Origin of the sequence: Streptomyces zaehneri (genome assembly GCF_032248645.1) — a bacterium.
GTDB lineage: Bacteria > Actinomycetota > Actinomycetes > Streptomycetales > Streptomycetaceae > Streptomyces > Streptomyces coriariae.
The window spans coordinates 294,731-307,369 of sequence record NZ_JASTTJ010000005.1 but is presented as its reverse complement, the minus strand read 5'-3'; the positions used below and the strand labels follow the sequence as shown (position 1 = coordinate 307,369).

The following is a 12,639-nucleotide window of genomic DNA, read 5'->3' as shown; positions in this document are numbered from 1 at the left end:
CCGCCGCATCCCCACGGGCCTCTCCCTGCACCCGTTCGGACGATGCGACCCGCGCGGCCCGGCACAGCACCGCCGTGCCCCCTCACCACACCCGCCACTCCCACAACATCCGAGGTCAGAGCGCCGCAGCGGTCCTCATCAGGGAGTTCCGGGAAGTCTCTGCGCACGGTCCGACACCCGCATAGCGTGCGGTGACCCGAACACACGAACCCCCTCCCCATGTTCGCGCGGGCCGCACCTCTTGGGGCCCACGACCCAGTAGGAGATCTTGGGATGTCCTCCGACAGCTCGGACTTATACCCGGCGCGGCACCGGCCCGGACGGCACGCCTCCCCCACCGCCACCCCACGGTGGGCCGCCCCGCCGGACGAGACATACCTGCCGGCCGACACGCGCCTGCCGGCCGAGTCGCGTGTGCCGGAACGTGCCCAGCAGTGGACGGGCAGGCACCGCGACCTCCGCCGGCTGCGCCGGGCCTGCCGCTGGCAGCGGCGCGTCGCCACGTTCGCCGCACTCGGCTACTTCGCCGTCTTCCTCACCCTCACCGTCGAAGCCCCCTCCGTCATGACCCGCCTCGCCCCGGGCGGCCTTCCCACCGGACTCTGCCTCGCCCTGGTCCAACTGCCGGTCACCTGGCTGGCCGTGCTCCTCTACGAGTACACGGCGCGCCGGTACGTCGACCCGCTGGCCCGGCGCGTACACCGCCGACCCGATCCCGTCCCGCCCGAGGAGCCACGGCCGTGACGGACTTCGACGGCTCCGCTCAGTCCTGGTCCCTGGTGGCGTTCTCGAGTGTCGTGGCCCTGACGCTCATGCTGTGCGTGCTGACCGGTCCCGACCGCGACGACCTCGACGAGTTCTACACCGGCTACCGCTCCCTGTCGCCCCTGCGCAACGGCCTCGCCATCGCCGGCGACTACATCTCCGCCGCCACCGTGCTCACCATCGGCGGGGTCATCGCGCTGTGCGGCTACGACGGTGTCGTACTGGCCCTGAGCACCGTGCTGTCCCTGCTGCTCCTGATGGTCCTGCTGGCCGAACCCCTGCATCACACCGGCCGGTTCACCATGGCCGACGCGCTCGGCAGACGGCTGCCCGGCCGCGCGGTGCGCATCACCGTGTGTGTGGTCACCCTCGCCTCGCTGGTGCCGATGATGGTCGTACAACTGGCCGGGGTGGGCCAGTTGCTGGCGTACGTCCTCGGTTTCTCCGACAGTGCGATGCGGACCGGCTGCGTCGTCGGAGCGGGCACCCTGATGATCGGCTACGCGGCCATCGGGGGCATGCGCGGCACCGCCCTGATCCAGATCCTCAAGACGGTGATCCTGCTCGGCTCCGGCCTCGTCGTCGCCGGTCTCATCCTGCACACCTTCGGCTGGAGCCCCCGCAACCTGTTCCAGACCGCCGCGCACGGCAGCGGCGCCGAGGAGAACTTCCTGCGCTACGGCCTGCAGTTCGCCAACGGCCCGCACCGCGGCCTCGACATGGTGAGCACCCAGTGCGCCATCGTGCTGGGCGGCGCCTGCCTGCCGCACGTCACCATGCGGATGTACACCGCCGGCAGTGCTCCCCAGGTGCGCCGCGCGATGTCCTGGGCGATCTCCACGGTCACCCTGTTCATCGCCGTGATCACCGTCATCGGCGTGGGCGCCACGGCCCTCATCGGGCGCGCGGGCGTCGCCGGAGCCGACCCCCGCGGCAACACCGCCTACCTGCTCGGTTCGCGCGCCGCGTTCGGCATGCACCTGTCCCGCCCGGAGAGCCTGTTGTTCGCCACCGTCACGACGGCGATCTTCCTGACCCTCCTGGCCTCCGTGGCCAGCATGACGCTGGCCTGCGCCAACTCCCTGGCCCACGACATCGCCGCGGCCCGCCCGAACGTCTCGCCGCTGCGCGAGATGGCCCTGGCGCGGCTGGCCGCCCTGGCCGTGGGCCTCCCCGTCATCGTGCTCGCCGTCATCGCCCAGCACCGCAGTCTCCAGCCGCTCGCCACCGTCTCCTTCTGCCTCGGGGCGTCGTCGATCGCCCCCGCCCTCGTCTACAGCCTCTTCTGGCGGCGCTTCACCCGGGCCGGCCTGCTGTGCACGCTCATCGGCGGGTCGGTCAGCGTTCTCGTCCTGATGACCGGCACCAACCTCGTCTCCGGTTCTCCCGGATCAGCGTTCCCGGAAGTCGACTTCAACTGGTTCCCCTTCACGACCACGGCTCTCGTCTCGGTACCGACGGGCTTCCTCTGCGGCCTGCTCGGGACCGTTCTGTCCGGCAGGAAGGCGACCGCACGCGAACGGGAGCGCTACGCCGCCATCGAAGCCGTCCTCCTCGCCGGACCGCCGAGCCCCAGGAGCCGCTGAACCCGCCCGAACCGGCCGGGCCTGGACCGGACCGGCCTGGACCGGACCGGGCTGGACCCGCACCGGGCTGGACCGACGGGGCTGGACCCGCACCGGGCTGGACCGGACGGGGCTGGACCCGCACCGGAGCGGCGACCTCGACATGCCCGACGGCCGGGACACGCCCGGCGCCCGGGACTTGGGCCGCGGGGAGAGCAGCGGGCCGAAGGCCGGACGCGGCCGTGTCCCCGGGCCGAGCATGATCGTTACTCCTGTTGCCGAACGGCCGCCGCCCGGTGAGCGCATCGGCATCCACTCATGTGCGCCTCCGTCCGAAGGCGCACACACCGTCAGCCGAGAGGAACAGCATTGGTGAGCGGCTGGATCACCGTCGGTCTCGGAACCGCCGCCGCGCTCTGCCCCCTGCCGGGCGCCGGCGGACCCGCGGTCGTCGTCGAGACCACACCCACCACCACGCACGTGGTGATGTGTTCCGCAGACGGCTGGGTCGAGATCGGCGCCCCCTCCCGGCATCGGCCCGGCCCCCCTTCGTCGCCTCCGCCCGCACCACGGCCACCGCGCACGCCGGCCCCTTCGGCACCGGCGGAACAGCCGGCACCGGCGGCCCACGCGCCTCGCCCTGTCGGAGCCCCACCGGCTCCGCCCCGGTCGGCAGCCCCACTCCCCCGGCCGGCCGAAAGCCCGGTGCCCACGCCGGAACCGCCGCCCGAGGCAGACGCCGCCGACGACGCGCCCGCCCCGGCACCCCGCGCCGCGCCCTTCCGCTGGGTGCCCCGCTTCCACTACGGCGGCGGCTCGACACGTCCGGCACCCGCCGGCCTGTCCACCACGATGACCACCGTCGTGATCACCACCCCGGCCATCCTGGCCGCCGCCGCGCTACGTCCGGGCTCCCGACGCCGCAACGGCGGCTGACCCAGCCGAGGGCCGCCCCTGCGCCTCGTCCACTCAGCTCGCCCATCCGCTCATCTCTCATTCTCATCTGCTCATCTGCTCATCCTGGAGTCCTGCTGTGCCGGAATGGCTGATCTACACCCTGGCCTGCGCGCTGGTCTGCGCCTTCGTGGTCGCCGCCACCGTGATGCGCCACCGCCGTGTGGCGGACGACGAGGACACCTCGCAGACACCCGACGTCCTCGAGTACATGGTGATGATGGTCGGCGTCGTCTACGCCATCGTCCTGGGTCTGGCGATCGCCGGTGTCTGGGAGGCTCGCGGCGCCGCCGAGGACACCGTGCAGCGCGAGGCCCAGGCACTGTACGAGATCAACCAGCGCCTGGACGTCTACCCCGCCGCCTTCCACACCCGGGTCCGTCAGCACATCGACGCCTACGCCCGGCACGCCGTGACCGCCGAATGGCCGGCCATGGAGGACGACGGTCCGATCGACGCCACCGGTGGGCGCCTGCTGACCCGCATCCGCAGCGACATCGCGCACCACACGCCCACCGACGAACTCCAGGCCCAGGCCTATCAGCCGCTCCTCGACCAGGTCGCCGCCGCCGACGACGCGCGCCACCAGCGCCTCGACAGCGCCGGCAGCACCCTGCCGGGGGTGGTCTGGTTCGGCCTGATCGCCGGCGGGATCGTCACGCTCGGCCTGCTCTACGCCCTCCAGATCCGTCGCTCGGCCCGCGAGTTGATGCTGGCCAGCGCGTTCAGCGCCCTGGTGGTCTTCCTGCTCTTCATGGTCTGGAGCTTCGACGCTCCCTTCGGCCACTCCGGCACCGACTCGGCTCAGCCGTTGCAGGAGCTGTTCGCCGGCACGACCTGAGACGCGCGCCTGGATCATTCACGGGACAGGCGACAGCCCTTGGCCGGGATCGGCCTCGGTGCCGACCGTGAGCCGGCCCCGGATCAGACCGGTCACCCGCCCCACCACCCGGCCGACCTCCTGGGCCGCGGCCAGGGCGGCGCGGGCGGGTGCGAGCGCGGCACTTCCCGGCGCGGGGGCGACGCGGGTGGCCGACGGCTCCGCATCACTGCCGGGCCAGCTCCGCCAGCCACGGATGTCCGGGGTGCACACGGTCCAGCCACTCGCTGAGGCGATCCCGCCGCGCCCGGCCCAGCAGCGGCAGCACCCCGTCGAAGTCGGCCTGGTCCTTGGGCCGGATCGCCTTCGCCTTGAACAGCAGCACCAACTCCGGCACCAGGTAGGGGATCCCGTCCGCCGTCCGCTCGATGATCGCGTCGTACGGCAGCCGCAGACTCTCGTCCCGCCGGCAGACCCACGTCGCGCCCTCGTGCGGCTCGCGAAAGACGTCGAACAGGAACTGGCCGCTCACCGGATCCCGGAGCCAGGTCTGGTACGTGGCCGCCAGCGCCTCGGCTCCCGCGCCCGCCCAGACCCGCCCCGAACCCACCGCGTCCCACGCGTACTCGGGGAAACGGTCCCGAATCTCAGAGAATGCCGCCGCGGGCACCGCGATCTCCAGATCACCGTGCGGCCGCGACGGCGCCCCGCGAAACAGATCCAGCGCCCACCCCGCGGCGATGCACCAAGGCGCACCCACCCCGCCCAACCGCTCCACCATCTGCTCCGGCGCCCAGGCATCAGCCCACCGGGCACGCAGTTCGTCCTCATCGGGCACGGTGCCGCCGGGCGGCAGGGGTTCGGTCATCGGCACAACCTACTTCCACGTGTCACCCGGGTGCGGGCCCTGTCCGGCCACCGAACGCAGGCCCGGGTGCGGCACGGCTCGCCCGGACGCCGTGCGCAACTGCCTTTCAGGGGTCTCGAGTTGGCCGATCGTCGACTCGTCCGGAACGGAATCGCCGGTCGCCGGTCGCCGGTCGCCGGTCGCGAAAATTGACCCACGATCCTGACCATGAAGTGCACCCTGGCCCCGGTCGATCGACTCCCTAGAGTCGTAGTCATGACGAAGAAGAACGAGACCACGCAGCCCGCTCAGACCGCGACCGTCGCCCCGATCCTCACCCGCGCCGCCGACGCCGAGACGACCCGTGACCCCAGCAGCGTCATGACACTTCTCGCGGACTCGAGCCACACCGGCGGGCGGCTCACCAGCTACCGGTCGTCGTTCGCCGAGGGCGCGGTCGGGGCACCCGCCCACCTGCACACCAAGGCTTCCGAGGCGTTCTTCGTGATCGACGGAGCGCTCCAGGTACTGGTGGGTGAGGAGATCATCGTCCTGGAGGCGGGCGACTTCCTCGTCGTGCCGCCGCACACCCCGCACGCCTTCGCCGCGGCGCCGGGCAGGACCGCCGACGTGCTGTTCGTCTTCACCCCGGGTGCCGACCGCTTCGACTACCTGCGCCTCCTCGGCCGGGTGATGCGCGGCGAGGCCGACCCGCAGGAGATCAAGGACTCCTCCGAGCGGTTCGACAACCACTACGTCGACAGCCCCGCATGGCGCGAGGCACTCGCCGCACGCGGCTGAGGGCTGGCCGCGGCGAGCGAAGGCGCCTCGAAAGGGGGGCCCAGGCCATGGCTGTCGGGCGGCGCCCCCGTGTGCCGGCCCGTTCGTAGCCGTGTTCACCTCGTGGGACCGGGTGTCCCGCAACGATCCTGAGCGGACGAGGCCGACACCGTCCGCCGAGGCCACGGCGGCCGGGCGTGAGACTTCCAGACGTACGGCGTCCACCCACAGCGAAGGGGCCCGGCGATGCCGGGCCCCTTCTTCTCGTAGCGGGGACAGGATTTGAACCTGCGACCTCTGGGTTATGAGCCCAGCGAGCTACCGAGCTGCTCCACCCCGCGTCGGTGATGCCACCCTACACGTGATCCACGGGGTGCTGCGCCGGACGGCCGTCTCAGCCGCGGACGATGTTCTCGGCCTGCGGCCCCTTCTGCCCCTGGGTCACGTCGAAGGTGACCGGCTCTCCCTCCACCAACTCCCGGTAGCCGTTGCCGGAGATGTTGGAGTAGTGGGCGAAAACGTCCGGTCCGCCGCCGTCCTGGGCGATGAACCCGAAGCCCTTTTCGGAGTTGAACCACTTCACGGTGCCGCTGGCCATGCTGCTCGTCCTTCGATCCTTGCCGGGAGGTCCCGGCTGCTCTGTGTGCGGCGCCGTCCACGAGCGGAAGGCACCCGGCGTTCGTCCTACCCCGTCGACGGGGCGGTTATCCGACTTACATGCCGGACAAGCGCTCGGTGGTGGTTCGCCGCCGCGCCGCTGCTCCTGCCGGGCCTGCTGGGCGCATGGCGCGCCTCCGCTCGCGCCCGCCGCCGTGGTGGCCCCGGCGCAGGTCACGGACCGTTGTCCGCCACGCTGGGCGGCCGCACGGACGGACTCGCCGCCACGGGCTGAGGCGCCGGCTCCGTCGGTGCCACGGGCCCTCGTCCGGGGCACCGACCCGCTCCGTGGTGGTTTCCGTGGTCAGCACGGAGGCGCTCCGTCGCCGGCCGGGAGAGGCTGTGACCCACAGCGACGGGCCCGGCAGGACCCGCCGGGCCGATCACGGTCCACGCCTTGACCACGGGAGCAACCATGACCAGCACCGACGGCAGCACGTACGAGGGATTCACGGCCGAGGAGCGGGCCGCGATGAAGGAGCACGCCGAGGGGCAGAAGAAGGCGGCGCGCCGCGGCTCTCGTGCGGACAAGGCGGCGGAGGCGGAGCGGGACGTGCTGACGAAGATCGCCGAGATGCAGGACTCCGACCGGACGATGGCCGAGCTCGTCCATGCCGTCGTCACGGCCAACGCCCCGGCCCTCGCGCCGAAGCTCTGGTACGGGATGCCCGCTTACGCACTGGACGGCAAGGTCGTCTGCTTCTTCCAGAGCGCGGCGAAGTTCAAGTCGCGCTACGCGACGCTCGGGTTCAACGACCCGGCGAAGCTGGACGAGGGCACGATGTGGGCGACCGCCTTCGCCCTGACCGAGGTGACGGCCGAGGCGCAGGCGCGGATCGCCGCACTGGTGAAGCAGGCGGTGAGCTGACGGCGCGCCGGCCGCACGGGGCGAGCGGCTACCGGACGGCCACGGGTGCGAGACCGAGACCGGCAAGCACGGCCGTACCGGCAGCGGCATGCCCGCCCCCGGCGAGCAGCAGCGTGCGCGCCGCCTGGTAGGGGCAGCCGGCCGCCTCGAAAGCCGCGACGGCGGCGAGTTGCCGCTCCGGGTCGCCGTCGAGCAGGGCCTGCGCGCGGTCCACCTGCGCGGTGGCGATCGGGTTGCCGGCGACCACGGTCCGGGCGGCGTCGATCCGGGCCCGCGCGTCCGGGTGCCCGGCGAGGACCGCGGCTTCCGCCCGGAGCGCCACGTACCAGTGGAGCCAGACCCAGGACACCCACTTCCACACCTGCTCGGGCTCCGGCGCGACCCGCCGCGCCGCCGCGTCCGCGTCCCCGTGGTGGAGCAGCACCATGGCGTCGAAGACCGCGCCGTAGCCGTGGCGGTGCTCCGGTGCGTTGCCCGCCCGGCCGACGATCGCGCGCCAGGTGTCCCGGCCGTCGTGGTCGCCGCGCAGGCCGTGCACCATGGCGACCGAAGCGGCGGCGGGGCCGAGCGAGAACGACCGCTGACGGCCGCTGCGCTCCCACGCGTCGAGGAACCGCGCACTGCCCGTGAGCACCTGGTCGGCATGGCCGGCGAACGCGTCCGCGACGAGCAGCCAGGACGTGGCGTGGTGGCCCACCTCGGCCAGCAGCGGGTGGTCGGCGAGCTGTCCGCCCCACCGGCGGGCGTCCGGCAGCCGGCCCACGCCGACGGCGGTTCCGGCGGCCATGGCGAGGGCGTCCATGAGCTCGTGCGCACCGGCCGGGGTACGCGGCGCCGAGTCCAGTACGTCGATCCGGCGCCGGGCGGCAGCCGCGGCGGCGAAGGCCTCACCGGTCCAGCTCCGGGCCCCGGAGAGCGCGTCGAGGGCGGCCGACTCCGCCACCGGGTCGCCCGCGCACCGGGCGAGCTCGACAGCGCGTTCGGCGCGTACGACGGTCTCCTCCACGGTGTTGTCCAGGTCGCCCTGGACGGCGCCGAAGGCGTCCGCGACCACCGCCGCCTCGGCCAGCGCGACAGCCGCCCGAGCGGCCGGGGCATCGCCGGCCAGCTCTCGCGCCGCCGCCAGCAGGGCGGTCACCTCTGCCCTGGAGGGAACCTGCGTGAACGTACTGGAGAAGCGGTACGCGTTGGTGGCGGCGGCCGCCAGGTCGCGGCCCGCACCGGCGGTGTTCCCGGCCCGGCGCGCGGCGTCCGCGGCGGCGCAGTGCAGCCGGAACATGTCGTCACCGAGCCTTCGGCACCCGGCCACCGCGGCGGCCTGCCGCAGTGCCGCGGCCCCGTCGGCGTCATCGCAGAGCCCGGCCGCCTGCTCGTACCGCTGCTGGGACTCGCCGAGCAGGTTGCGGCAGAAGGCCAGTTCGGCCAGGGACAGGGCGAGGCCGTGCGCGTCCGGGCGCCGATCCGGCCGGCCGGCCGCCCAGGTGAGGGCGGCCCGGAGGTCGTCGGCCACGGCCTCGAACCGGGCGCGCCAGTCCGTGCCCGCCGCTCCGACCAGCACACGCGCGCCGGTCGAGCACCAGTCCAGGTGGCGGGATCGGACCCGGTCGAGCTCGTCGGCGTCGGTGAGCCGCTCCGTCCCGTACTGGCGGATGGTCTCCAGGGCGTGGTACCGGGTGCCGGTGGCCGACGAGGTCACGGCCAGGAGGCTCTGCTCGGCGAGTCTGCCGAGCCCGTCGACGACCGCGGCCGGATCCAGCGGAGCGAATCCGGCGACCTCGGCGGCCGCCTCGGCGGTGAACGGCGCCACGAACACCGCTATCCGGCGCAGCAGTGCCTGGCTCTGCGGCTCCAGCAGGTCGTGGCTCCAGTCCAGCACCGCCCGCACCGACCGGTGCCGGTCGTCGGCGCGGGGTCCGCCGGTGAGGATCCGCAGCTGATCGGAGAGGCCGGCCGTGAGGCCGTCCAGTCCGAGGGTGGACCACCGCGCCGCCGCCAGCTCGATCGCCAGCGCCATGCCGCCGAGCCGTTCGCAGATGGTCACGACCTCTTCGTTCGATGACGGACCAGGCGGCTGTCCGACCGCCGACGCGCGGTCCATGAACAGGGCCACCGCCTCCGACCGGTCACCGCCGGCCCGCGACAGCGGCGGGACCTGGAAGACCCGCTCGAACGGCACCATCAGCCTGACCCGGCTGGTCACGAGCACCCGCAACCGCGGACAGGCCGCCAACAGCCGCTCCAGGAACGGCGCCACCGCGTCGCTCACCCGCTCGCAGTTGTCCAGCACCAGCAGCGTCCGGCGGTCCGTCAGCGCGGCGAGCACCGAGTCCTCGATCCCTTGCCCCGGTTGCTCGCCCACCCCCACGGCCGCCGCGACGGCCGCGCCCACCCGACCCGGTTCGGTGACCGGTACCAGGTCGACGAACCACACCCCGTCGGCGAAGTCGTCGGCCACGTCCGCCGCCACCGCCAGCGCGAGGCGCGTCTTGCCCACCCCACCCGGGCCGACCACGGTCACCAGTCGGTGCGCTGTCACCGCCTCGGCCAACTGTCCGCGCTCCGCCACCCGGCCGACGAACGCCGTCAGCGGTGCCGGCAGGGCGGGTACCGGGCGCGCCGGCTCGGTGCGGGCGAACTGGGCCGCGTGCCGGGCGAGCGCCCGCCGGTCCGGCAGTTGGAGCTTGCGCAGCAGCGAGGAGACATGCGACTCGACGGTGCGTACGGAGATGACCAACCGTGCGGCGATCTCCGCGTTGCTGAGGTGCTCCCCGAGCAGTGCGAGCACCTGGGCTTCCCGGGCGGATATCTCTGAACTGATCACCGCCTCATTATCCGTTCGTCCGTGGCGGATTCCGTGGTGGGCACGGAGGCGGCCCGCACCCGGGCCGGGGGAGTCTGTGACCACGGCGATCGGCCCGGCGGGCTTCCCGGGCCGATCGTGAACCACGACCGGCCTTCTGCCGATCGTGACCACGACGGACTTCCGGAGGACCGATGGACGCCGAACCCCGCTCCCGCGCTCAGCGTCGTCACGACACCGAACACCGGCTCACCCACGACGTCGATGTCTGGGTCGCCAGTGCCTCGGCGGACGGCGCGCCGCACCTGGTGCCGCTGTCCTTCGACTGGGACGGGGAGGCACTGTTGTTGGCCACCCCGACGAACAGCCCCACCGGCAGGAACCTGGCCGCCACCCGCACCGTCCGCCTGGCGCTCGGCCGCACCCGCGACGTGACCGTGATCGACGGGGAGGTCGAAGTCCTCGAGCTCGACGGGCTGCCTCGGGAGCGAGGCGACCGGTTCGCCGAACGCACGGGATTCGATCCGCGTGTATCGGCCACGTCGTATCGCTGGTTCCGGATCGTCCCGCGCCGTATCCAGGCCTGGCGCGAGGCGAACGAGCTGTCCGACCGCGAGCTGATGCGCGACGGCCGGTGGGCTGACCTGACCGCGACGGCAGGTGGCTGATCCGGCACCGCGGCCGGCCGCGCGGTCGGCCGGGTGTCCCCAACTCTCCTCGAGGAGGTTGTGGGCCTGCCGGGTCCGACCGAGACGGTCCAGGGCGAAGGCCACTCCGTGCGCGCCGGTGCAGAGGCCGGGACGGCAGGGCTCGCGTGCCACAGCCTCCACGAGCCATTCGACGTGGCCGGGGTCGACGGGCGCACCCACGGTGCGCAGGCGCAGAGCACGCCCGCCGCACCGTAGGCGAGGCCGAGTCCGTCGTGGGGGCGCGCGAAGCCCGGGCATGTCGTCGTCACGCTTTTCCAATGCACCGCGCATATGCGTTCGACCTGCAACCTGGATGAATCCCGGTCGAACCGAACACGCATGCCACCAGCATCGGCCGATACACGATGCCGCGTTCGTCGCCACGTCAGGACGCACACCGAAGAGAACCGCGCCCATCGCCGGTGAACGCGGCGCAGGGGGCGGCCGGCGTCCCCGGTCCGGGCGGCCGGACCGCGCGGGCGAGACCGCCCGGTAACAGAGCCGAGCCGCATCCGCTCCCCCGGTCGGGAGCGAACTGGAGTTGACGGCACGGATCCGCGTACCTGCACCGCTGCGTTCGTGCCCGTGGGCGACCCGGTGATGGAGGGAAACAACGTGACCGCAACCGAACGATCATCGGACGTCGTGGTGATCGGAGCAGGCGTCGCCGGCCTCGCCTGCGCTCAGGACCTGCTGGCCGCCGGCGTCGGCGTGCGGATCCTGGAAGCCTCCGACGGGGTCGGTGGCCGGATGCGCTCCGACCGTGTGCACGGCTTCGTGATCGACCGTGGCTTCCAGGTCTTCAACCCGTCCTACCCACAGCTCCGGCGACGCCTGGCAGGGGACGGGCTGGACCTGCGTCCCTTCGACCGGGGCGTCCTCATCCACACCGCCACAGGCAGGCGCCGCCTGACCGATCCCCGCGCTCACCCGTCCGCGCTCGTCGACCTCCTGTCAGGGCGCCTCGCGGGACCGCGCGACCTGGCGGCGCTGGGCGCCCTCTCGGCCTCCGACGCGGTGGCCCCGCCGCACCGGCTGAAGCGGCGGCCGGATCGCAGCACACGCAAGGCTCTTGCCGACGCGGGCTTCACCGACGCGTTCGTCGAGCGCTTCTTCCGGCCCTTCCTCTCCGGGGTGTTCCTGGAGGACCGGCTCGAGACGTCCGCCCGGGTCTTCCATCTCGTGTGGCGCAGCATGCTGCGCGGCTCCCTGAGCCTGCCCGCCGCAGGCATCGGTGCCGTACCTCTCGCCTTGGCCGCGTCGCTGCCGAAGGGCACGGTGCGACTGCGGACGCCGGTCGAGCGCCTGACGGACGACGGCGTGGAGACCGCCACCCGCGAACTCGTCCCGGCGCGCGCCGTGGTGGTGGCCACGGGCCCCGGACCAGCCGGAACCCTGCTGCCCGACGTCACCGTGCCCGCGTACCGCGTGGTGACGACCTACTACCACGTCATGGCGGACCCGCCGCTGAAGGAGCCCGCATTGCTGGTGGAGACCCGGCGCCGCTTCCTCAACACGTGTGTGCTGAGCAACGTGGCCGCCTCCTACGCGCCCCCGGGCCGGGCGCTCGTGGCCACGTCGGTGCTCGGCCCGGACGCCGAAGGCCGCGAACGCGCGCTGCGCGCGGCGCTGAGCGAGGTCTACGGCACCGATGCCGACCGCTGGGACCTGCTGACCGTCCGCACGGTGCCCGACGCGTTGCCCGCGATGGCGCCCCCTCAGGAACTCAGCCGCACGACCCGGGTGGCCCGGGGCAGGTACGTGTGCGGTGACCACCGGGCCACGGGCTCGGTCCAAGGGGCGATGGCCTCGGGTGCGCGCGCTGCCAGGGAGGTGCTGCGCGACCTCGGCCGCGGGTAGCACCCGCGCAAGGACCGGAAGCAGTCGTGCTTGC

At 73.0% G+C, this 12,639-nt stretch carries 11 protein-coding genes and 1 tRNA gene; 8 read left to right on the top strand and 4 right to left on the bottom strand.

Annotation, left to right across the window (positions count from 1 at the left end; all coding sequences use genetic code 11):
* Positions 1-414: 414 nt before the first annotated feature.
* The 4 genes from QQM72_RS11555 to QQM72_RS11540 all read left to right on the top strand — a co-directional run bounded on the left by QQM72_RS11555 (position 415) and on the right by QQM72_RS11540 (position 4,125).
* Positions 415-744: a DUF485 domain-containing protein gene (locus tag QQM72_RS11555; protein WP_399076825.1), complete on the top strand. Its 330-nt coding sequence runs from the start codon at positions 415-417 to the stop codon at positions 742-744.
* A complete protein-coding gene (locus QQM72_RS11550; RefSeq protein ID WP_314220741.1) occupies positions 741-2,351 on the top strand; it encodes a sodium/solute symporter in 1,611 nt (536 codons plus the stop codon). The genes QQM72_RS11555 and QQM72_RS11550 overlap by 4 nt, the downstream gene beginning before the upstream one ends.
* 684 nt (positions 2,352-3,035) lie before the next feature.
* Positions 3,036-3,266 carry a hypothetical protein gene (locus QQM72_RS11545; RefSeq protein WP_314220740.1) on the top strand — a complete coding sequence of 77 codons (231 nt, stop codon included), beginning with the start codon at positions 3,036-3,038 and terminating at the stop codon, positions 3,264-3,266.
* 97 nt (positions 3,267-3,363) lie between these two features.
* Positions 3,364-4,125, top strand: a complete 762-nt coding sequence (locus tag QQM72_RS11540) for a bestrophin-like domain (protein WP_314220739.1) — start codon at positions 3,364-3,366, stop codon at positions 4,123-4,125.
* Between the two features lie 205 nt (positions 4,126-4,330).
* Here QQM72_RS11540 and QQM72_RS11535 read toward each other — a convergent pair whose 3' ends face one another.
* Positions 4,331-4,972 (bottom strand): nucleotidyltransferase domain-containing protein, encoded by a 642-nt coding sequence (locus tag QQM72_RS11535; protein WP_314220738.1) that lies wholly within the window; start codon positions 4,970-4,972, stop codon positions 4,331-4,333.
* A 255-nt stretch (positions 4,973-5,227) separates the two neighbouring features.
* Between QQM72_RS11535 and QQM72_RS11530 the strand changes: the two genes are divergently transcribed.
* A complete protein-coding gene (locus tag QQM72_RS11530) occupies positions 5,228-5,752 on the top strand; it encodes a cupin domain-containing protein (RefSeq protein ID WP_314220737.1) in 525 nt (174 codons plus the stop codon).
* A gap of 246 nt (positions 5,753-5,998) precedes the next feature.
* Here the strand turns inward: QQM72_RS11530 and QQM72_RS11525 are convergent.
* Positions 5,999-6,072, bottom strand: a tRNA-Met gene (locus QQM72_RS11525).
* A 53-nt stretch (positions 6,073-6,125) separates the two neighbouring features.
* Positions 6,126-6,329: a cold-shock protein gene (locus QQM72_RS11520; RefSeq protein WP_009192932.1), complete on the bottom strand. Its 204-nt coding sequence runs from the start codon at positions 6,327-6,329 to the stop codon at positions 6,126-6,128.
* 474 nt (positions 6,330-6,803) lie between these two features.
* On the opposite strand from QQM72_RS11520, the gene QQM72_RS11515 reads away from it, so the two are divergent.
* A complete protein-coding gene (locus QQM72_RS11515; protein WP_314220736.1) occupies positions 6,804-7,256 on the top strand; it encodes an iron chaperone in 453 nt (150 codons plus the stop codon).
* 28 nt (positions 7,257-7,284) lie between these two features.
* Here the strand turns inward: QQM72_RS11515 and QQM72_RS11510 are convergent, their stop codons facing one another.
* Positions 7,285-10,077, bottom strand: coding sequence for an ATP-binding protein (locus tag QQM72_RS11510; protein ID WP_314220735.1), 2,793 nt, complete (start codon positions 10,075-10,077; stop codon positions 7,285-7,287).
* Between the two features lie 173 nt (positions 10,078-10,250).
* On the opposite strand from QQM72_RS11510, the gene QQM72_RS11505 reads away from it, so the two are divergent.
* Together QQM72_RS11505 and QQM72_RS11500 are read left to right on the top strand one after the other, a co-directional pair.
* Positions 10,251-10,724 carry a pyridoxamine 5'-phosphate oxidase family protein gene (locus QQM72_RS11505; protein ID WP_314220734.1) on the top strand — a complete coding sequence of 158 codons (474 nt, stop codon included), beginning with the start codon at positions 10,251-10,253 and terminating at the stop codon, positions 10,722-10,724.
* A gap of 621 nt (positions 10,725-11,345) precedes the next feature.
* The gene (locus QQM72_RS11500; RefSeq protein ID WP_314220813.1) at positions 11,346-12,605 is read left to right on the top strand and encodes an NAD(P)/FAD-dependent oxidoreductase; all 1,260 of its coding nucleotides are present in this window, start codon (positions 11,346-11,348) and stop codon (positions 12,603-12,605) included.
* Positions 12,606-12,639: the final 34 nt, after the last annotated feature.

Coding starts and splice junctions, on each gene's coding strand:
- QQM72_RS11535 (WP_314220738.1), bottom strand. CDS start 4,972: ATGACCGAACCCCTGCCGCCCGGCGGCACCGTGCCCGATGAGGACGAA.
- QQM72_RS11530 (WP_314220737.1), top strand. CDS start 5,228: ATGACGAAGAAGAACGAGACCACGCAGCCCGCTCAGACCGCGACCGTC.
- QQM72_RS11520 (WP_009192932.1), bottom strand. CDS start 6,329: ATGGCCAGCGGCACCGTGAAGTGGTTCAACTCCGAAAAGGGCTTCGGG.
- QQM72_RS11515 (WP_314220736.1), top strand. CDS start 6,804: ATGACCAGCACCGACGGCAGCACGTACGAGGGATTCACGGCCGAGGAG.
- QQM72_RS11505 (WP_314220734.1), top strand. CDS start 10,251: ATGGACGCCGAACCCCGCTCCCGCGCTCAGCGTCGTCACGACACCGAA.
- QQM72_RS11500 (WP_314220813.1), top strand. CDS start 11,346: ATGGAGGGAAACAACGTGACCGCAACCGAACGATCATCGGACGTCGTG.